Annotated in this window: 20 protein-coding genes; 18 read left to right on the forward strand and 2 right to left on the reverse strand. The window is 65.8% G+C overall.

Annotated features, from left to right (window positions below; translation table 11 throughout):
* Positions 1-105: 105 nt before the first annotated feature.
* The 10 genes from AB431_RS11130 to AB431_RS11175 all read left to right on the forward strand — a co-directional run bounded on the left by AB431_RS11130 (position 106) and on the right by AB431_RS11175 (position 9,039).
* Positions 106-1,251: an SGNH/GDSL hydrolase family protein gene (locus AB431_RS11130; protein WP_047329969.1), complete on the forward strand. Its 1,146-nt coding sequence runs from the start codon at positions 106-108 to the stop codon at positions 1,249-1,251.
* 99 nt (positions 1,252-1,350) lie between these two features.
* Positions 1,351-2,616, forward strand: a complete 1,266-nt coding sequence (locus AB431_RS11135; RefSeq protein WP_047329970.1) for an aromatic ring-hydroxylating dioxygenase subunit alpha — start codon at positions 1,351-1,353, stop codon at positions 2,614-2,616.
* A gap of 2 nt (positions 2,617-2,618) precedes the next feature.
* Positions 2,619-2,945, forward strand: coding sequence for a hypothetical protein (locus tag AB431_RS11140; protein ID WP_047329971.1), 327 nt, complete (start codon positions 2,619-2,621; stop codon positions 2,943-2,945).
* Positions 2,942-4,195, forward strand: a complete 1,254-nt coding sequence (locus AB431_RS11145; protein ID WP_047329972.1) for an amidohydrolase family protein — start codon at positions 2,942-2,944, stop codon at positions 4,193-4,195. Before AB431_RS11140 ends, AB431_RS11145 begins: the two co-directional genes overlap by 4 nt.
* On the forward strand, positions 4,192-4,650 hold the full coding sequence (locus AB431_RS11150; RefSeq protein ID WP_047329973.1) for a MarR family winged helix-turn-helix transcriptional regulator: 459 nt from the start codon (positions 4,192-4,194) through the stop codon (positions 4,648-4,650). Before AB431_RS11145 ends, AB431_RS11150 begins: the two co-directional genes overlap by 4 nt.
* 54 nt (positions 4,651-4,704) lie before the next feature.
* The gene (locus AB431_RS11155) at positions 4,705-5,745 is read left to right on the forward strand and encodes a ferredoxin--NADP reductase (RefSeq protein ID WP_047329974.1); all 1,041 of its coding nucleotides are present in this window, start codon (positions 4,705-4,707) and stop codon (positions 5,743-5,745) included.
* Positions 5,746-5,779: 34 nt separating this feature from the next.
* Complete coding sequence (locus tag AB431_RS11160; protein WP_082135637.1) at positions 5,780-6,523, forward strand: SDR family NAD(P)-dependent oxidoreductase; 744 nt, start codon at positions 5,780-5,782, stop codon at positions 6,521-6,523.
* A gap of 54 nt (positions 6,524-6,577) precedes the next feature.
* A complete protein-coding gene (locus AB431_RS11165) occupies positions 6,578-7,846 on the forward strand; it encodes an SRPBCC family protein (protein ID WP_047329975.1) in 1,269 nt (422 codons plus the stop codon).
* 2 nt (positions 7,847-7,848) lie between these two features.
* Entirely contained in the window at positions 7,849-8,184 is a 336-nt protein-coding gene (locus tag AB431_RS11170; RefSeq protein ID WP_200902714.1) for a hypothetical protein, read from the forward strand.
* Between the two features lie 9 nt (positions 8,185-8,193).
* Entirely contained in the window at positions 8,194-9,039 is an 846-nt protein-coding gene (locus AB431_RS11175; RefSeq protein WP_047333312.1) for a TauD/TfdA family dioxygenase, read from the forward strand.
* A gap of 1 nt (position 9,040) precedes the next feature.
* On the opposite strand, the gene AB431_RS11180 is transcribed toward AB431_RS11175, so the two are convergent.
* Positions 9,041-10,945, reverse strand: a complete 1,905-nt coding sequence (locus AB431_RS11180) for a cytochrome c oxidase assembly protein (protein WP_047329976.1) — start codon at positions 10,943-10,945, stop codon at positions 9,041-9,043.
* 124 nt (positions 10,946-11,069) lie between these two features.
* On the opposite strand from AB431_RS11180, the gene AB431_RS11185 reads away from it, so the two are divergent.
* The 3 genes from AB431_RS11185 to AB431_RS11195 all read left to right on the forward strand — a co-directional run bounded on the left by AB431_RS11185 (position 11,070) and on the right by AB431_RS11195 (position 16,282).
* Positions 11,070-14,249, forward strand: coding sequence for an adenylate/guanylate cyclase domain-containing protein (locus tag AB431_RS11185; protein WP_047329977.1), 3,180 nt, complete (start codon positions 11,070-11,072; stop codon positions 14,247-14,249).
* 12 nt (positions 14,250-14,261) lie between these two features.
* Complete coding sequence (locus AB431_RS11190; protein ID WP_047329978.1) at positions 14,262-15,500, forward strand: glycosyltransferase; 1,239 nt, start codon at positions 14,262-14,264, stop codon at positions 15,498-15,500.
* Positions 15,501-15,610: 110 nt separating this feature from the next.
* Positions 15,611-16,282 carry a DUF5134 domain-containing protein gene (locus AB431_RS11195; protein ID WP_047329979.1) on the forward strand — a complete coding sequence of 224 codons (672 nt, stop codon included), beginning with the start codon at positions 15,611-15,613 and terminating at the stop codon, positions 16,280-16,282.
* A 75-nt stretch (positions 16,283-16,357) separates the two neighbouring features.
* On the opposite strand, the gene AB431_RS11200 is transcribed toward AB431_RS11195, so the two are convergent.
* Positions 16,358-17,068, reverse strand: coding sequence for a zf-HC2 domain-containing protein (locus AB431_RS11200; protein ID WP_047329980.1), 711 nt, complete (start codon positions 17,066-17,068; stop codon positions 16,358-16,360).
* A 78-nt stretch (positions 17,069-17,146) separates the two neighbouring features.
* Here AB431_RS11200 and AB431_RS11205 point away from each other — a divergent pair, with 78 nt between their 5' ends.
* From AB431_RS11205 to AB431_RS11225, 5 genes are all read left to right on the forward strand, one after another.
* A complete protein-coding gene (locus tag AB431_RS11205) occupies positions 17,147-17,479 on the forward strand; it encodes a helix-turn-helix transcriptional regulator (protein WP_047329981.1) in 333 nt (110 codons plus the stop codon).
* A gap of 98 nt (positions 17,480-17,577) precedes the next feature.
* Positions 17,578-18,282, forward strand: coding sequence for an energy-coupling factor ABC transporter permease (locus tag AB431_RS11210; RefSeq protein WP_235435881.1), 705 nt, complete (start codon positions 17,578-17,580; stop codon positions 18,280-18,282).
* Positions 18,279-18,635 (forward strand): PDGLE domain-containing protein, encoded by a 357-nt coding sequence (locus tag AB431_RS11215; RefSeq protein ID WP_047329982.1) that lies wholly within the window; start codon positions 18,279-18,281, stop codon positions 18,633-18,635. The genes AB431_RS11210 and AB431_RS11215 overlap by 4 nt, the downstream gene beginning before the upstream one ends.
* 1 nt (position 18,636) lies before the next feature.
* Positions 18,637-19,413: a cobalt ECF transporter T component CbiQ gene (cbiQ, locus tag AB431_RS11220; RefSeq protein ID WP_047329983.1), complete on the forward strand. Its 777-nt coding sequence runs from the start codon at positions 18,637-18,639 to the stop codon at positions 19,411-19,413.
* On the forward strand, positions 19,410-20,150 hold the full coding sequence (locus AB431_RS11225; RefSeq protein ID WP_047329984.1) for an energy-coupling factor ABC transporter ATP-binding protein: 741 nt from the start codon (positions 19,410-19,412) through the stop codon (positions 20,148-20,150). The genes cbiQ and AB431_RS11225 overlap by 4 nt, the downstream gene beginning before the upstream one ends.
* Positions 20,151-20,191 lie beyond the last annotated feature (41 nt).

Below are 20,191 nucleotides of genomic sequence, written 5' to 3' on the forward strand. Positions count from 1 at the left end.
CCCGAGACGGTGGCTGCTGCCGGACATCCAACCCGCCCTAGGCTGCTCGGGCCTCCGATAACGTTGGGCCTCGCCACCGTCGAGCGGTGAAGGGATACACGACCAATGCCCAACCTGTTGGAGGTCCCGATCTCGGTAGGCCTGCTGCGGGGAGCATGCGAACTCGAGCGTACGGACGTCGGTCTGCTGCCGCACCGACTGCCCGCGTGGGCCCGGGCCCAATGCGACGATCCCCAGTTGGCGATGGCCGAATCCCAAGCCGCCGGTTGCCGATTGGTGTTCGAAACCCGGTCTACCGAGATCGAACTCGAAGCGCTACGCACCCGTCCTGCCTACAAGGGCATGCCGATGCGACCCGACGGAATCTATGACCTGCTGATCGATGGGACGCTGACGGCGCAGGCGAGTCTGAGCGGTGGCAACGTGCTGATGAAGGACGCCGCCGCCGGCACCGAGGAGCTCATTGCGGGTGCGTCCGGCACGATTCGCTTCACGGACCTACCTGATCGGCACAAGTCCGTCGAGATCTGGTTGCCGCACAACGAAATCACCGAACTGATCGCACTTCGCAGCGATCAGCCGGTGGCGCCCAGTTCGATCACGCGGCCGGTCTGGCTGCATCACGGCAGCTCCATCAGTCACGGTTCGAACGCGCTGCATCCGACCGGGACCTGGCCGGCGGTGGCTTCCACCGGCGCCGGTGTCGAACTGATCAACCTCGGGCTGGGCGGAGGCGCCCTGCTCGATCCGTTCATCGCGCGCACGATGCGCGACATTCCCGCCGATCTCATCAGCGTCAAGATCGGTATCAACATCGTCAACGCCGACCTGATGCGCCTGCGTGCCTTCGGCCCTGCCGTGCACGGCTTCCTCGACACCATCCGCGACGGGCACCCCGCCACCCCGATCGTCGTCGTCTCCGCCGTGCACTGTCCCATCCACGAACACACGCCGGGACCGCTGGCACCCGACTTCAGCGGGGGAACGCTGGCGTTCGCCGCGACCGGCGACCCGGCCGACGTCGCCGCAGGCAAGCTCACCCTCAGCGTGATTCGCGACGAGCTCGCCGGCATCGTCAGACGACGCTCCGAGACCGACCCGAACCTGCAGTACGTCGATGGGCTAGACCTGTACGGACCGGCAGACTTCGCCGAATTCCCGCTCGGTGACCGGCTACACCCAGGCCCTGAAGCCCACGAACGCATCGGCCGGCGGTTCGCCGCGATCATCCGGGACGCCGTCGCCGGCTGACGGGCGGGCGGCAATCCCTGTCGATCAATATCAACTACTTGTTATTCTTCCGGGGCAGCAATAACGTCGAACGGTATCCACCCGTCGAAGGAGAAGACGTTGCCTCGCTTCCCCAAGCCTGTTGAAGGCAGCTGGACCGAGCACTACCCCGAGCTGGGGACCGGTCCGGTGTCCTACGAGGATTCCATCAGCCCGGAGTTCTATGAACTGGAACGCGTTGCGGTGTTCAAACGCGCCTGGCTCAATGTCGGCCGGGTGGAACAGATTCCGCGTACCGGGAACTACTTCACCAAGGAACTCAAGGTCGTCAACACCTCGATCATCGTGGTGCGCAACCGCGACGGCAAGGTCAATGCGTTTCACAACATCTGCCGCCACCGGGGCAACAAGCTGGTTTGGGACGACGATCCGCGCGCGGAGAGTTCCGGGACCTGCCGCCAGTTTGTGTGCAAGTACCACGCCTGGCGTTACGACCTGGACGGCAACCTCACCTTTGTGCAGCAAGAGGAGGAGTTCTTCAACCTGGACAAGAACCGGTACGGCCTGGTGTCGGTGCACTGCGACGTCTGGGAAGGGTTCATCTTCGTCAACTTCGCTCCCGTGCCGGAGCAGTCCCTGACGGAGTTCCTCGGGCCGATGGTCACCGGCCTGTCCGGCTATCCCTTCGACAAGATGACCTCGCGCTGGACCTACCGGTCTGAGGTCAAGGCCAACTGGAAGCTGTACCTGGATGCCTTCCAGGAGTTCTATCACGCACCGGTACTGCATGCGAACCAGTCGCCGACCAAGTACTCGCAAGCCGCGGCCGAGGCCGGTTTCGAGGCGCCGCACTACCGCATCGACGGCCCGCACCGTCTGGTGAGCACGTCGGGCGTGCGTATCTGGGAGATGGACGCCGAGATGCGCAAGCCGATCGAAGACATCTGCCGCAGCGGGCTTTTCGGGCCCTGGGACGGACCGGACCTCGGCGAGATGCCGCCGGGTCTCAACCCCGCCAAGTGCAATCCGTGGGGGCTGGACTCATTCCAGCTGTTCCCGAACTTCGTCATCCTGATCTGGGGGCAGGGCTGGTACCTGACGTATCACTACTGGCCGACATCGCATAACACCCACATCTTCGAGGGCTCGGCGTACTTCCCCCAGCCGCGCAGTCCGCGCGAGCGCATCGCGCAGGAACTGGCGGCGGCCTCGTTCAAGGAGTACGGCCTGCAGGACGCGAATACCCTTGAGGCCACCCAGATGATGGTCGAGTCGGGTTACGTCGACAGGTTCCTCCTCAACGACCAGGAGGTGCTCTTGCGACACCTGCACAAGGAGACGGCCGACTGGGTAGACGAGTACCAGCGCAAGAGAGCCGGGGTGTGACGATGCCCAAGTTGCCCGAGGAATTCGCCGATCTCGAGGAATTCGCCGACTGGTGTCTGTCCAGCGAGGCTGAGCGCTACGCCAAACGGCTGGCCAGCACCATGAGCGAGATGCAAGCGTTCTACGACGCGATCACCCCGCGTGCCGAAGAGGCTATCGCCTACTGCGACAAGTTCTCTCTAAACGAACTGCCCGACGACGTGCTGAACCTGATGCACCTGCTGTACTCGATGATCATCGTGTCCTTCCCGGTGGAGTGCTGGAAGCAGCCGAAGGTTCCCGACACCGGCGCTACCGCGCTGGACTGCATCATCGAACCGGTCCCGTGAGCGCTACGGTCCTGAAGGCAGCTCGGTGGGCGGACATCGAGGCCGGTGAGGTACGGTCGCCGGCGGTCATCGTCGTGGACGGTGGCCGCATTTCGGCGGTGAATCCAGCCGAGCCGCTGCCGGATTCGGCCACGGTGATCGACCTCGGCGATGTCACCCTGTTGCCCGGGCTGATGGACATGGAGCTCAACCTGCTCATCGGCGGCCCGGGCGGTCCCGACGGGCTGCCCAGTCCCATGCACGGGGTTCAGGACGACCCGGCCTACCGCACGCTGCGCGGGGCGGTGAACGCGCGCACCACCCTGGAAGCCGGCTTCACCACCGTCCGCAACCTCGGCCTGATGGTCAAGACCGGCGGCTATCTGCTCGACGTCGCGCTGCAGCGGGCGATCGATCAGGGCTGGCACGTCGGGCCGCGGATCTATCCGGCCGGCCACGCGGTGACGCCCTATGGCGGACACCTGGATCCGACGGTGTTCCAGCGCCTGGCCCCGGGCATCATGCCGCTGAGCGTGGCCGAGGGTATCGCCAACGGCGTGCCCGATGTGCAGGCATGCGTGCGGTACCAGATTCGCCACGGCGCCAAGCTGATCAAGGTGTCCGCCTCCGGCGGCGTCATGTCGCACAGCACCTCACCGGGCTCACAACAGTTTTCCGACGCCGAGTTCGCCGCGATCGCCGACGAGGCCCACCGGGCGGGCCTGCGGGTTGCCGCGCACGCGGTGGGCGACAGCGCAATCCAGGCCTGCATCCGGGCGGGCATCGACTGCATCGAACACGGGTTCCTGGCCTCCGACGAGACCATCCAGATGATGGTGGATCACGGCACTTTCCTGGTCTCCACGACGTATCTGACCGAGGCGATGGCGATCGACCGCATCGCACCGGAACTTCGCCGCAAGGCCGAGACCGTGTTCCCGCAAGCCAAGGCCATGCTGCCCAAGGCCATCGCCGCCGGCGTGAAGATCGCATGCGGCAGCGATGCCCCGGCGATCCCGCACGGCCAGCAGGCCAAGGAGATCGTCGCACTGGTGAGACGCGGAATGACGCCGATGCAGGCCCTTCGTGCGGCCACCATCACCAGCGCCGAGCTCATCGACGAGGCGGGCGACCTCGGCCGGCTGGCGCCGGGGTATCTCGCCGACATCATCGCGGTGCCGGGAGACCCGTCGTCTGACATCACCACGACGCTCGACGTACAGTTCGTCATGAAGAACGGCGAGATCTACAAGCAGCCGGCACCGCTATGAAGAACGGCGCCGAAAACCTCCTGTGGCTGCTCAAGCAGGCCTTTCACTACTCCGGGCACACCGTCAACGAGGCGATGAGCAAGCACGGTGTCACCAGTGCACAGACCGGTCTGTTGCGGCAGCTCGCCGACGAACCGGGACTGTCGGGGGCAGAACTCGGCCGCCGGCTGCTGATCAGCCCTCAGGGTGCTCAGCTCGCGCTGGCCACACTCGAGAAGAACGGACTGATCGAACGCAAACCCGATCCCGAGCACGGCCGCATCCAGCGTGCCTACCTCACCGAGAAGGGTCGGCGCACCGTCACCGCTGCCAACGCCGACGCGGTGGCCGCTCACGACGAGCTGTTCTCGGTACTGACGGCTGAAGAGCGAAAGACGTTGGCCGAGTTGTTGATTCGCATTGTCGAAAAGGGCCACGGTGAAGTCTCGATCACACTGCACCCGGACGCCGACTGACAGGCATGGCAAGTGCTTGATACTAATGACAAGTACTTGATATTGTTGTCGACGATGGACACGACCTGCCGACCCGAGGTCAGCGGCGACGACGTCGTGCGGCTGCGGATTTCCGATGTGCAATCTGAGACCGCCGATTGCGTCTCGCTGGTCTTCGACGTGCCCGACGACCTCCGGGACCGCTTCCGCTATAGCGCCGGTCAGTACCTGACGCTACGGGTGACCGTCGCCGGCGTGGAGCATCGGCGGTGCTACTCGATGTCGTCATCGCCCGCACTCGCCGAGCCCCTGCGGATCACCGTCAAGCGCGATCCGGGCGGGGTGGTGTCGAACTGGATCAACGACACCGTGGTTGCCGGTGCCGAAATCCACGCCGAGGCGCCGCAGGGACGCTTCGTCCTGGATTCCTCCGGCCGTGACATCGTCGCCTTCGCGGGCGGAAGTGGCATCACGCCGGTCGTCTCGCTGATCCGCACGGCGCTGGCCACCACGGACCGACGGGTGCGGCTCTTTTACGCCAACCGCAGCGCCGACTCGGTGATCTTCGCCAAGCTGCTGCGCGGGCTCGTCGACGAATACGGCGACCGGATCGCCGTGCACCATCATCTCGACAGTGAAGACGGCGTGGTCACCGCGGCCGTGCTGACGGCTTTCCTGGCCGACGTCGACGATGCCGAGTACTTCGTCTGCGGCCCAACGTTGTTCATGGACGCAGTGGAGGCGACCCTGCGCGATTCCGCGGTGCCCGCCGGCCAGGTGCACCTCGAGCGGTTCGTCGCCGCAACGCCCGCCGCGACTGTGCCCACCCCCGGCGATGAGGTCACCGAACAGGTGACCATCGAACTCGATCGGCGCACCACCACCGCGGACTACCGGTCCGGAAACACGCTGCTGCAGACCGCGCGGATGGCCGGATTGAAGGCGCCGTCGTCATGCGAAACCGGTTCGTGCGGAACGTGTATCGCGCAGGTGACCGAGGGTGGGGCGCGCATGCTCAACAACAATGCGCTCGACGACGACGAAGTCGCCGACGGCTGGGTGTTGACGTGCCAGGCCATGCCCACGACCAGGACCGTACGGGTCGTCTACGAGTAATGGGACAGGGGTCGGCGATGCGAGAGGATGTTCAGTGAGCAGGGTTGCGGTGGTGACCGGCGGCGGGTCGGGCATGGGCGAATCGACGTGCCATGAACTCGGACGCCGCGGTAACAAGGTCGCGGTCCTCGATTTGGACGAGTCTGCGGCCCAACGAGTCGCCGACGACCTGCGCGGCCAGGGTGTGACCGCGATCGGTGTCGGTGCTGACGTCGCGGACCGCCCGGCAATGGAAGACGCCTTCGCCAAGGTGCGTTCCGAGCTCGGGCCGACGACGATCCTGGTCACCAGTGCGGGGCTGTTCGGCTTTTCGCCCTTCGTCGATATGCGCGTCGAGGACTGGGAACGGGTGATCGCGGTCAACCTCACCGGAACCTTCCATGCCTGCCAGCTCGCGGTGCCCGACATGCTCGCCGCCGGCTGGGGACGCATCATCATGATTTCGTCGTCGAGTGCCCAGCGGGGCTCGCCGGAGATGGCGCACTATGCCGCGTCCAAGGGCGGGGTGCTCAGTCTGACTCGGTCCTTGGCCCGCGAGTACGCCGCGCGCGGCATCACGGTGAACAACATCCCCCCGTCGGGGATCGAGACGCCGATGCAGCACCAGCAGCAGGCTGCCGGAATTCTGCCGTCCACCGAGCAGATGGCCGCCAACATCCCGATGGGCCATCTCGGAACCGGCGACGACATCGCCGCGATGGTCGGATTCCTCAGCTCGAACGAAGCCGGTTTCATCACCGGTCAGACCATCGGCGTCAACGGCGGCGCAGTGATGTGAAACCAGCCGTCGCACAGCACTTGTCCCCAACCTAGTCCGACACCAGGAGGTTCCATGGCCGCCGTCACCTGGCCCAAGCCCGCCGAGGGCAGCTGGACCGAGCACTACCCCGATCTGGGCACCGGCCCGATCTCCTTCAAAGACTCCACCTCGCCAGAATTCTACAAGCTCGAAGGCGAGGCGATCTTCAAGCGGGCCTGGCTCAACGTCGGCCGGGTGGAGGAGCTGCCACGCGTCGGTAGCTATTTCACCAAGGAGATCGAGGTCGCCCGGGCGTCGGTGATCGTGGTCAAGGGCAAGGATGACGTCATCCGGGCCTTTCACAATATCTGCCGCCACCGGGGAAACAAGTTGGTGTGGAACGATTTTCCGACCGAAGAGGTCCGCGGCACCTGCCGGCAGTTCACCTGCAAGTACCACGGCTGGCGCTACGGGCTCGATGGTGCGCTGAATTTCGTTCAGCAGAGTGGAGAGTTCTTCGATCTCGACCAGGGTGAGTACGGGCTGAGCCCGGTGCACTGCGATGTGTGGAACGGGTTCATCTTCATCAACCTCGATCGCGAACCCCGCCAGACGTTGCGAGAGTTTCTGGGGCCCATGGTGACTGCGCTCGACGACTACCCGTTCGACAAGCTGACCGAGAGCTACTCGTGGGTGGCCAACAACAACAGCAACTGGAAGATCTTCGCCGACGCGTTCCAGGAGTACTACCACGTGCCATCCCTGCATCCCCAGCAGGTGCCCCCGGAGGTGCGTGTCCCGAACGCCGGTTTCACCTGTGCCCACTTCCAGCTCGACGGGCCACATCGGGTGGTGTCCACCGCGGGTACTCGCCGCTGGCTGCTGCCGGCGGAGTACATGTACCCGATCGAACGCGCCACCCAGAGCGGGCTCGTCGGACCCTGGCGCACACCGGATATCGGCGAACTTCCAGCGGGTTTGAACCCCGGCAACATCGAGCCGTGGGGCATCTCGAACTTCCAGATCTTCCCCAACATCGAAATCCTCATCTACGGCGGCTGGTATCTGCTGTACCGGTACTGGCCGACGTCGCACAACACGCACCGCTTCGAGGCGTTCACCTACTTCAGCCCGGCGCGAAGTGTCCGGGAACGCATCGAGCACGAGGTGGCCTCGGTGGTCCTCAAGGAGTTCGCGTTGCAGGACGCCGGGATGCTGGGGGGAACCCAGGCCGCACTGGAAACCGGTGTCATCGACGAATTCCCACTCAACGATCAGGAGATCCTCGTCCGGCACCTGCACAAGGCCGTCGTCGACTGGGTCGACGACTATCAGCGCGAAGCCACCGGGGCGGGGGTGTAACCATGGCAGACACGATGCTGCCCAGTGCATTTGCCGAGCTCGAGCAGTTTGCGCCGCTATGGTGCCTGCCGACTGAGACCGAGCGGTGGGAGCGGCGGGTCAACAGCAGCATGGCCGACATGGAGCAGTTCTACAACGCGTTCTTCCCCCGGCTGGAAGAGGCGATCGAGTACTGCGACAAGTTCTCGCTCGATGAGCTGCCGCAGGACGCGACGAACCTGCTGCACCTGATCTACTCGCTGATCATGGTGGCGATGTCGGTCGAGATCATGCATCAACCCAGACCAGTCGACGCATGCGATGCCGAGATGGTCCGCGTCAGCGAACCCCGACCCTAGGTGGCCACGATGAGTGTCTTGACGATCAACAAACTGACCGACACCGTCGGTGCCGAGGTGACCGGACTGAGTTCCGAGCAGTTGGGTGCCGATGACACACTGGCTGCCGCGGTCCTGGATGCGTTGGAGGACAACGGGGTTCTGGTGTTCCCGGCCCTGTTCCTCACCCCGGAAGCGCAGGTGGCGTTCTGCTCCCGGCTCGGCGAAGTGGACCGGTCCGCCGATGGGCACCATCCGGTGTCGGGGATCTATCCGATCACCATGGACAAGACCAAGAACGCCAGCGCGAACTATCTGCGCGCCGCGTTCCTGTGGCACATCGACGGCTGCACGCCGATGCATGACGAGTGCCCGCAGATGGCGACCGTGCTCTCGGCGAAGCAGGTGGCCGCCGAGGGGGGCGAGACCGAGTTCGCCAGCGCCTACACCGCCTATGACCGGTTGACCGACGAGCAGAAGCAGCACCTGGCGTCGCTGCGGGTGGTGCACTCACTGGAGGCGTCGCAGCGCAAGACCACCCCGGACCCGTCCCCGGAAGAGCTGGCCCGGTGGCGATCTCGTCCGACGCACGAGAACCCGCTGGTGTGGACGCATCGCAGCGGCCGCAAGTCGCTCGTGCTCGGCGCCTCGGCCGACTACATCGCCGGGATGGACGTCGACGAGGGCCGGGCGATGCTCGCTGATCTGCTGGAGAACGCCACCCGCCCGGACAACGTCTACCGGCATACCTGGTCGGTCGGCGACACCGTCATCTGGGACAACCGTGGCGTTCTTCACCGCGCGGGACCGTACGCCGACGACTCCGGCCGAATGATGTTGCGCACCACCATTTTGGGTGACGAACCGATCGAGTGAGTCAGCGCCGGTTCTTGGCCAGCTCCCGCAGCATTGCGTTGTACGCATCGAGATCGTCGTCGTAGTGGGCGTCGGCGTGCCGGTCGGTGCGGGTGGCGGTCCGCCGGTCCTGGCGCGCCCACTGCACCACCAGTGCGATCACCACAACGATCACCGGAAGCTCGCTGGAGCCCCAGGCGATCGCCCCGCCGAGGTGCTGGTCGTCGCCCAGGCTGGTGAGCCACGGCAGGTGCAGACTGCGATAGAACGTGCCGCCAAGCACCGACGTCATGGTCATCGTTGCGATTCCGAAGAAGGCGTGGAACGGCATCACCGCGAACAGCAGTCCCAGGCGCCCGATGAACGGCAACCGCTTCGGGCCGGGGTCGATGCCGATGATGCCCCAGAAGAACAGGTAGCCGGTGATCAGGAAGTGCACGGTCATGAACTCATGACCCCAGTGGTAGCGCACCAGGGTGTCGAACACCGGCGTGAAGTACACCGCATACAGCGAGCCGACAAACAACACGAAAGCGGTTGCGGGATGGGACAGGAACCGGGACACCGGTGAATGCACCAGCCACAGCAGCCATTCCCGCGGCCCGGGCGGACGGCCGGTACCCGCGACCGGAAGCGCCCGCAGCGCCAACGTGATCGGTGCGCCGAGGACCAGGAACACCGGGATGAACATGTTCAGGGCCATGTGCTCGGCCATGTGCACACTGAACATCGCCGACCCGTACGCCCGCGTCCCCGAACTGGTGGCGAATAGCATTGCGGCACAACCCAGGAGCCATGCCGCCAGGCGACCGGGCGGCCAGGTGTCGCCGCGCCGCCGCAGCCGGATGTATCCGATCACATAGCCGACAGCCAGAATGATGGCGCCGGCTCCGAGCAGAACGTCGAACCGCCAGATGGTCAACAGCCGAAGAACATCCGGTGGGTCGTCGAGTTCGTAGCCGAGGAAGACATCCCATGCGGTGAACTGGTGAGCCAGCAGGCGCGGCGCAGTCTGAACCGCCATCGCCGAGACCGCGGCGACCGCGAGCATGGCAGCCACGGCGCCCACCGTCGCACGCCGGATCAGCACGCTGGTCGACAGCGCCACTGCAACTCCCAGCCCCAACCGTCCGTAGTCCGAACCCAACGCGTCGAACCCGCCCATCAGAAGGAAAAGCAGTGCTCCGTAGGCTGCCGCCACCGCGGCGGCCGTGAGCTCAATGACCCGGACCCGACTGCGCAGTTCGGCTTTCTGCGGTGCGATCGCCGCGCTGATCTTCACACCGGTCAACACAGCCAGCCCAACGGCAAAGACGATGACGGCACTGGTGGCGTAGTCGTGGTCGGGGCCCTGGCCGGCGTTGCCGCTGACTGGTAGGGCGACCACGCCGATGAACGTGGGAATCAGCAGCACGGCATGCCACACCCAGCGCACCGTGGCCCGCAGACTGACGGTCACTGTGGCCGCGACCACCGCGACGACGATCCAGCCGCGCGCCATTTCGGATGCGCCGAGCGCACTTCCGAGACCGCCGCCGATGATCAACCGGGCGACCGGCACCCCGGACGCGTTGGCGGCTTGGACCGGGATCATCGCGAGCGCGGTCACCAGCCAGATCGGCGCCAGTCGTTCGGCCAGCAGGTGCACCCGGAACGACGCGGCGTCGAGCACACCGCGCTCGTCGGGCTCGGCGGTGACGACGACGACCACCAGCGCGCCCAGGCAGACCGCGGCGGCCAAGGTGGCGGTGAAGTAACCGATCAGCTCGGCGACGCTGGTGGCGGTTCCGGGATAGGAATCGCCGGTGGCGGTGAATCGGAGCTCACCCGCGGCGACGGCATAGGTGGCCAGCGCGGCGAGCATGGCGAGGTAGCCGCCGACGATCCACCGACCTGCCGGCCCGCTGTCTGCCCGGAAGACATCCATCGCCGCGATTCTACGACGGCTCGTCGTAGTCAAGATGCCGTGGTTGGCATTCGCAGTTAGTCGCCATGGCGGGACGGGATGCGACAGTATTGACCGGAGGGTTAACGCCGCGAGGGGCCGGGGGATGGTCAGTACCGCCAGGGAGACGACTGACTCGTGCGAGTCATGTGGCATCGACCTGCGCGCCATGGCGCGCTTTTGTGATGTCTGTGGTGCCCCCGTTTCGCCACGATCACTGACCGGCGAACACAAGCAGGTGACGGTGCTATTTATGGACGTCGTCGGTTCGATGAAGCTGGCCGCGGCGTTGGATGCCGAACGGCTCCGCGAAATCATGACTGACCTGTTCAATGGTGCGGCCGCCGTGGTGCAGCGTTACCAGGGCACGGTCGATAAGTTCACCGGCGACGGCCTGATGGCGTTGTTCGGAGCGCCCGTGGCGCTGGAGGATCATCCCCTCCGGGCCTGCATAGCTGCGCTGGAAATTCAGGCCGTCAGCAGGCAACTCGCGGACGAGGTGCAGCGGCGTGACGGGGTCGCATTGCAGCTTCGAGTCGGGCTCAACTCGGGTGACGTGATCGTTGGCGAAATCGGTTCGGGACCAGGGAGATACACCGCAATCGGGCACACCGTCGGGATGGCGCAGCGGATGGAGTCGGTTGCCCCGCCCGGCGGAGTGATGTGCTCTTACTCGACGTCATGTCTGGTCGAGGGCGCCGTCCAGCTGGGGCCTGTTGAAGCTGTTGCCGTCAAAGGCGGCGACGAGAAGGTGCCCGGGCGCCTGCTGCTGGGCGTGGAATCCGACCGGATGGTGGTCGGCCGCAACGAAGGACTGATGCTCGGCCGCGATGTTGAGATGAGCCAGCTCCAAAACATCTTTCGAGCGAACGGGGGCCTCGTCGGCATCGTCGGTGCGCCCGGACTGGGTAAGAGCCGCTTAATGGGCGAGTTCACCGCCCTTGTCGGGCAGGGTGGCGCCGATGTAGTCGTGGCTCGGTGCGACGCGCACACCGCGACGCTTCCGTTTCTCGCTTTGTCGCGCTTGTTGCGTGCCATGTTCAAGACCGTCGGCCTCAGTGACGCCGATGCGCGCGCGCAGACCATGGCACGATGCGGTGCCGCGCTCACTTCTCTTCAGTGCCCTGACGCGCAGATTTTGTTCGACGCCATGGGGATCGCCGACGCCGATGCGGCCCAGCCCGCAGTCAGCTTCGACGGCCGGCGACGGCGACTCGTCGACATCGTCTTGAAATCTGTTCTCGCGCAGGCTGCCCGAACCGTGTTTGTTCTCGAGGACATTCATTGGATCGATGCGCCAAGCGACGAAGTTCTTGCTGATCTGGCGGTTGAACTCGGGGCGACTGCATCGATGTTCGTCGTGACCTATCGCCCGGAGTGTCGGGGTGTGTTGCAACAGCAGTGCAATCGGTCGATCACGCTGGAGCCGCTGCCCGACTCAGTCGCTGCCCAGCAGGTCAGTCACCTCCTCGGAACCAACCCGTCGTTGAATCACTTGGCTGCACGGATTGCAATCGTGGCGGCGGGCAACCCGTTCTTCGCCGAGGAAATCGTTCGCGATCTGGCCGGCCGCGGTGTGTTAACCGGGAGTCGCGGCGGATACCGACTGGCCGACGTCGTTGACGAGATCGCGGTGCCCGCAACAGTTCAGGCCGTGCTGGCCGCACGCATCGACCGCCTTCCAGCTGCAGCGAAGTCGATGCTCAACGCCGCTGCGGTGATCGGCGCGGACTTCGATATGGATATTTTGCTGGCCGTGGTACCCGAAGCCGAGCCGACATCGGTCGCGGATCTGTTGTCCAATGAGTTCATCGACCAGACGCGACTTGTTCCGCGGCAGCGGTATTGCTTCCGTCATCCACTGGTGCGCACCGTGGCGTACGAATCGCAGTTGAGTGCCAATCGCAGGCGGACGCACCACTCGCTGGCTTCCGCCATTGCCGTTCGTGACCCCGCCGACGCGGACGAAAACGCAGCGCTGATCGCCGAACACTACGAGGCCGCAGGTGAACTCATCGAGGCTCATCGGTGGCATATGCGCTCGGCGAATTGGCTCCGGCCCCGCGACCTTCCCGCTGCCCGCGGCCAGTGGGAGAGCGCACGGCGGATTGCGGACGCGTTGCCAGACGACCAGCGCGACGTCGCAGCGTTGCGCATCGCGCCACGCACCATGCTGGTGTCGACGGCCATGTACGTAGGCAATGATTTCGACGCCGAGAAGAACTATCTCGAATTCCGCTCCTTGGCAGTGCGAAACGGTGATCTGACGTCGCTGGCGCTTGGAACTGCCGGACGGGTCATGTCGCTCAGCCTCAACGAGAATAGGGTCCCCGAAGCTGTGAGCCTGGCCGCTGAGTTGGAGTCGCTGGTCGGCGAGATCGAGTGCGACGTCGCGACGAGGAGCATCATCCTCACGGCAGTGGCATTCGCCCGATTCACCAATTGTGAATTCGATGTCGCGTTGCGGGTAATCGATTCGATACTCGACTTACCGCAGGAAGAGTCGACGATGGAGTTGGCGGTCGCGGAGACCGTTCGTGGCTACATCGAAGTCTGCCGCGGCGACTATGTGGTTGGTCGGCAGCACCTTCGAGATGGAACTGTACGGGGGCGCGCACTCGGCCCCCTCAATCACGCTATCCTTCTCATCTATTCCAGCACCTTGGTAGCACTGGGCATCTATGTACCTGACGAGTTCGTCGACGAGGTCCGCGACGCTTTGGAGCGCGCCGAAGCCTTTGGCGATGTCTGTGGCCTCATCACCGCGCAGTGCGCATACGGCACGGTGTTGTTGCGGGCAGATAACGCCTCACGTGCCCAAGCGATCGAGGTACTCAACCGGGCGGACTCAAACATTCAGAAGCACAACGTTTTTACCCTGGCACTGGGGATCATCGGTGCCGATCTGGCTGTCGACGCTGCGCGCGACGGCCGGCTCGACGAAGCAATCGACGCTCTTCGTAACTCGTTTCTTCTGCACTCCGGTGGAGGGTTTCGCGTATTCGCCGGCTGCGTTGGTGAGGCCCTGGTCGGGCTCCTCATCGAGCGAGGACGTCAGGACGATCTCATCGAGGTGCGCCAGATCGTGGCCCGCTGGCAAGACCATCGGCATGACATACCAGCAATGGACTTGGTGCTCCTGAAAGCACAGGTGCTGTTGGCCACGGCGGAGAAAGACTGGGCTGCGTACGCCGAATTCGCCCACAGCTATCTCAAGCTGTGCCAGGAGCTAGATGCGCGCGGGCGGCTCGACGAGGCTCGCCGTTTGGTCGGTCGGATCGCCTGAAGGGGAAGAACAATCGCGACGATATTGGCCTACACCTCGCCCGCGCTCGGTCATTTTCTACCGATCAGTGCGCTGCTTTCGGAGCTGGCTTGCCGCGGCCATACGATCCATCTGCGCACTCTCTCCAGTGCTGTCGAGACCGGGCGCCAACTGGGATTCGTCGCCGATCCGATCGACTCACGTATCGAGCAGATCGAACTCGATGACTGGACAGCGCCGAATCCCATCGCCGCGCTGAAGAAGACAGCGGCTGTCTTCAGCCGGCGCGCGGTGATCGAGGCCTCCGATCTAGCCGAGGCGATGGCGCGCACCCGACCTGACGCATTGCTTGTCGACGTGAATTGCTGGGGTGCGCAATCGGTGGCGGACGCCGGTTCTGTTCCGTGGGCCTGTTTTTCGCCGTACACGCCGTTGTTGCGATCCCCCGGGGTGCCGCCGTTTGGGCTGGGACTGAGGCCGATGCCGGGAGCGGTGGGTCGGCTCCGCGACGCAGCCGTGCGCTCGGCTGTGGTCGGTCGGCTGGAGAGCATTTCGTTGTCGCCGATCAATGCCATTCGGGCAGATGTCGGTGCGATGCCGGTGACTTCGTTGGATCAGTTTCTGCGCCGCTCGCCGTTGATGCTGGTCGCCAGCGGCAAACCGTTCCAGTATCGGCAGACTGAGTGGGGAGCAACGGTGGAGATGATCGGGCCCTGCGCGCTCGACCCCGCACCCGCAGCACCCCCCGATTGGCTCGCTTCGATTGATCGCCCGATCATTCTCGTCACGACGTCGTCGGAGAAGCAGGCGGATGCCAATCTGGTCCAGGTCGCGATGACAGCATTGGCCGACGAACCGGTCCATGTGGTCGCGACCATGCCTGCCGAAGCAACCGACGCTATAGCGCCGACGCCCAACGCGACGGTGCGCCGGTTCGTTCCGCACGCTGCATTGCTTGACCACGCCGTGTGCGCGATCACGCACGGGGGGATGGGTGCGACGCAGAAGGCGCTCGCCCGCGGTGTGCCCGTGTGCGTCGTGCCTTACGGGCGTGACCAACTCGAAGTCGCCCGACGCGTGGAGGTAGCTGGATGCGGCACCCGCCTGCCCGCATCGAAGCTATCGCCGGCGCGGTTGCGCTCAAAGGTGCGCGAAGCGATGGCATTGGATGCGGGTGCGAAAAGGGTGGCAGCCGGTTTCGAGTCGACCGGCGGGACGTCGCGCGGTGCTGACCTCTTCGAGCAGCGGGTGCTTGGCCTCATTAAAGACTGAGCCGGCGGCGAGTCTACGACTGGCCGTCGTAGTCGAGTCGCCGTGGTGGGAACTTTCTGGTGCGATGGTTCGACCATTGCTGACGTGCGGAGTGCAGAAGGAACGGGCCGGTGATCGCTGATCTCACGCTGCGCTGGGTCGTCACGATCCTGTTCGTCATCGCTGCTGCCGAATGCCTGTCGACGCTCGCTGTCGGCAGCCGACGGCCGGCGAACGTGGTCAGTCAACTGCTGCACGTCGTGATGGCGGTGGCGATGGCGGTGATGGCCTGGCCGTGGGGCGCTGCGTTGCCGACCATCGCGCCGATGGTGTTCTTCCTGCTCGCGACCGTCTGGTTCGTCGCTGTCACGCTGAGCCCGATCTGTGCCGGCCACCGCGTAGCGGGTGTCTACCACGCCCTGATGATGCTGGCGATGGCCTGGATGTATGCGGTGATGAACGGTCGACTGCTGCCCGGGCAGGAGTCGGATGCCGCCGACGCCGCGCCCGCGGCCTCCTCGGCAGGGGCGGCCGGTCATGCCGGGCACGCGAGCATGCCGGGGATGGACATGGGCGGGACGGAGATGGCGCCGACCGACTACAGCGTCGCGTATCCGCCGTACATCGCGACGCTGAACTGGGTGTGCACCGTCGGATTCGCGCTGGCGGCCGTCTTCTGGCTCTATCGCTACCTGGCCGCGCGGATGGATCGTGCGCCGGTCGAGGCCGCGCGTCCGCTCGGAATTCTGTGTCAGTCGATGATGGCTGCGGGTATGGCGATCATGTTCGGCGTCATGCTCTGATCCGTGGCGCCCAGCTCGACGTTCTGCAGGCGTCGTCTCGAACTTCTTCTGCGAATCGTCGGTTTGGGCGCAAGATCAAGCAGCGCCGTCGGTGGGGTAGAGATGCCCGCGCCGTCGTCCGCGAGAGGCGTTGTCGGGCAACACCACATCGGTGGCGACGCCCACGGCGTCGGACCGGGGCTCGGGACTCGACGTCCGGGACCGCCGCCAGAGAAGCAGCGCCAAGACGGTCCCGGCCAGCACCGGCAGATGCGAGAGGATCCGGTCGAGGCTCACCGCACCCGACACCGCGTCGCTGACCACATAGCCGGTGAGGATCGCGGTGAACACCGACAGCACGCCGGCCAGGCCAGCGGCCGCGGTCGGGCGCGCCGCGGCGACGATCATCACCACCCCCAACGCCGCCGACCACGCCGTCGACTCGTTCAGCAGATGGCCGCCCATCATCGCGTGATGGGCCGCGCCGGACGTACCGACGTTAACGCCCAAGGCTTGAGCCACTGCCAGCATCACCTGCACCAGCCCGACGACCGCCAGCGTCCACCGCAGCCAGGCGCCGGCTGCCGGCCTGGATACCCGCACCGACGGACTCGGTGCGGCGACGGCCGCCACCTGCGACCGGCCGGCCAGCCGCCGCAGCTGCTGGGTCTGCTCGACGGCCCGCGCGTACCACGCGCTGCACTGGTCACAGGTGCGCAGATGCTCGTCAACCCGGGCCGCGGGAACGGGTTCGCGTTCGCCGTCGATCCGGGCTGACAACGCCTCCCGGGCGACATCGCAGTCCACGCCTCAATAGTCGCGTAGGTGGGCCGGATTGTTCCAGCGTCCCGAGTTCGGCCCGCCCGCTGGGCTAGATTTCTAGGCATGGATGCCCCCGGCGACACGGCAAAGGTCGAGCGTGCCTCGTCCGCGCTGGCCGACGTCGACATCCACAGCTGGACTCAGCGCTTCGATTTGTTGTCCGACCCGCACCGACTGGAGATCCTTCTCGGTCTTCACCGGGCACCCGGCATCTGCGTGGGTGATCTCGCCGCCGCCGTCGGTCGATCGGAAAACGCTGTCTCGCAAGCACTTCGGGTGCTGCGCCAGCAAGGCTGGGTGACCTCGACGCGCGTGGGTCGGCAAGTCAGCTATCGCCTGGAGGATCACACCGTGCACGACCTCTTGCACTGGATCGGTGCCGCCCACACCGAGTGAGCTGGTCGGTTCACTCGAATATCTGTACAGGTAGACAGATATCCGGCTTGCGGATTAGGGTTGACCGTCGGGGACCGACCCGATCGCGAGGAGGCACGTTGAGCGTCCAGATCACGGCCATGCACATGAGCGACGGCCTGGTCAACGCGCCCACCTCCGTGGTCTTCGGGGTCGTTGCGATCGCCGTGGTGACGTTGTGTGGCTGGCGCGCGCGCACCGAGCTCGACGAGCGCACGGTCCCGCTGGCGGGGCTGGTCGCGGCATTCATCTTCGCGGTTCAGATGATCAACTTCCCGATTCTGCCCGGCGTCAGCGGGCATCTGCTCGGCGGCGCGCTCGCCGCGATCCTCGTCGGCCCGTACACCGGCATCCTGTGCATCACGATCGTGCTGGTGGTGCAGTCCCTGTTGTTCGCCGACGGCGGAGTGACCGCCCTCGGGATGAACATCACCAACATGGCGCTGATCGGCGTGGCCGCGGGATACTCCGCCGCCCGCCTCCTCTTCGCGGTGGTGCGACGGCAACGCCCAGGCTCGGTGCCGGCGCTCGGCGTCATCGGATTCCTCGCGGCACTGTTCGGAACCGTCTGTGCAGCAATGGGATTCGTGGTGGAGTACGCGCTCGGCGGGGCCGCGCCGACGTCCTTGAGCACGGTGGGGGCCTACCTGCTGGGCACCCACGTCCTCATCGGCATCGGCGAGGGACTGATCACCGCGGTGACCGTGATGGCGGTCGCCCGGTCCCGTCCGGATCTGGTTTACCTGCTGCGCCGTGACCGCGAGCGGGTGGTGGTGCCCACGTGAGCGCGCAGACTCCTGCCAGGCGCTGGCAGTTCTGGGCCGGTTTCGGGGTCGCGATCCTGCTGATCGCCGGGGTGGTGTCCTACTTCGCCAGCTCCAGCCCGGACGGACTGGACTCGGCCACCCGGCAGGGCTGCCAGGTCGTCGAAACCGGTCACGGTCAACAGCTGACCGGCAATTGCATCGCCCAGCATGCGACCGAACACGCCGTGTCGACCTCGCCGCTGGCCGACTACACGATCTTCGGACATCCCGCGACGAGCGGACTCGCCGGCATCATCGGCGCCGTCATCGTGCTGGGCATCGCGTTCGGTGGATTCTGGCTGATCGCGCGCAGTCGCCGCGCGAAGGACTGAGATGGGGGCCGGGCACTCCCACCCGCTCTACCGGGACGGCGAATCCGTCGTGCACCGGGCACCCGCCGAGGTCAAGATCGCCGGGCTGGTGCTGTTCGTTCTCGCGGTCGTGGCCACCCCGCGGGAGATGATCTGGCCGTTCGCCCTCTATGCCGCGATCGTGCTGGTGGTCTGGCGGGTGGCCGCCATCCCGCTGCGCTGGATGCTGCCGCGGATGCTCATCGAAGCGCCGTTCATCGTGCTTGCTGTGCTGCTGCCGTTCGCCGAAGGCGGGGAACGCATAACGGTGGCAGGCCTGCACCTGTCGGTGGTCGGGCTGTGGGCAGCCTGGGGCATCGTCGTCAAGGGCACGCTCGGTGTGGCGGCCTCGCTCACCGTCGCGGCCACCACCTCGGCGCGCGAGCTGCCGCTGGCGCTGAGCCGGCTCGGTGTGCCCGGCTTGGTGACCTCGATGCTTGTGCTGATGATCCGCTACATCGACCTACTGTCAGCCGAAGTCGGCCGGATGCGAATGGCGCGGATCTCCCGCGGCGATTCTCCGCGTGCCGTCCACCAGATCGGTGCGATAGCGAAAGGTGTTGGCGCGCTGTTTCTCCGGTCCTATGAGCGCGGTGAGCGGGTGTACCTGGCGATGGTTTCGCGTGGCTTCGACGGCAAGGTTCCCGAGCTGGCGGTCGTCGGTGCCGGGCCCCGGGCGTCGCGGGTGCAGTGGGTCGGTGCACTGACTCCAGCGGTGGCCGCGGCCGCAGTGGCCGCCTCGGCGTGGGTGCTGCGATGAGCGCGCCGGCGATCCGCGTCGAAGCTCTGCACTACCGCTATCCCGACGGCCGCGTCGCGCTCGACGGCGTCGACCTGACCATCGCGGCGGGGGAGCGGGTCGCCATCCTCGGCCCCAACGGTGCCGGCAAGACGACGCTCATGCTGCATCTCAACGGGGTGCTGACCGCCGCGTCGGGAAGCGTCGAGATCAGCGGAATTGCCTTGAATCGAAAGACCCTTCGCGACATTCGCCGCCGGGTCGGCCTGGTGTTTCAGGATCCCGACGACCAGCTGTTCATGCCGACGGTCGCCCAGGACGTCGCGTTCGGCCCGGCCAACTTCGGGGTCACCGGCGACGCGCTCGCCGCCCGGGTGGCCGCCGCGCTGGGCGTGGTGTCGATGACCGAGCACGCCGACCGCAGTCCCGCGCACCTGTCCGGCGGGCAGCGCCGCCGCGCCGCACTGGCCACCGTGCTGGCGTGTGAGCCGGAAATACTCGTGCTCGACGAGCCGTCGGCCAACCTCGATCCAGTGGCGCGCCGCGAATTGGCCGAGACACTGGCGACCTTGCCGGCCACCATGGTGATCGTCACCCACGACCTGCCATACGCCGCGCAGCTGTGCGACCGGGCCATCGTGCTCGACGGCGGCGTGGTGGTCGCCGATGACACCGTCGCCGCCGTGCTGTCCAACGCCGCCCTGCTCGCCGCGCACCGGCTTGAACTGCCTTGGGGCTTCGTCGTTCCCGCCCCCTGAGTTCTCCCGCGAGCAGTCGCAAACTCGCACAAATCAGGCCA

Origin of the sequence: Mycobacterium sp. EPa45 (assembly GCF_001021385.1) — a bacterium.
GTDB lineage: Bacteria > Actinomycetota > Actinomycetes > Mycobacteriales > Mycobacteriaceae > Mycobacterium.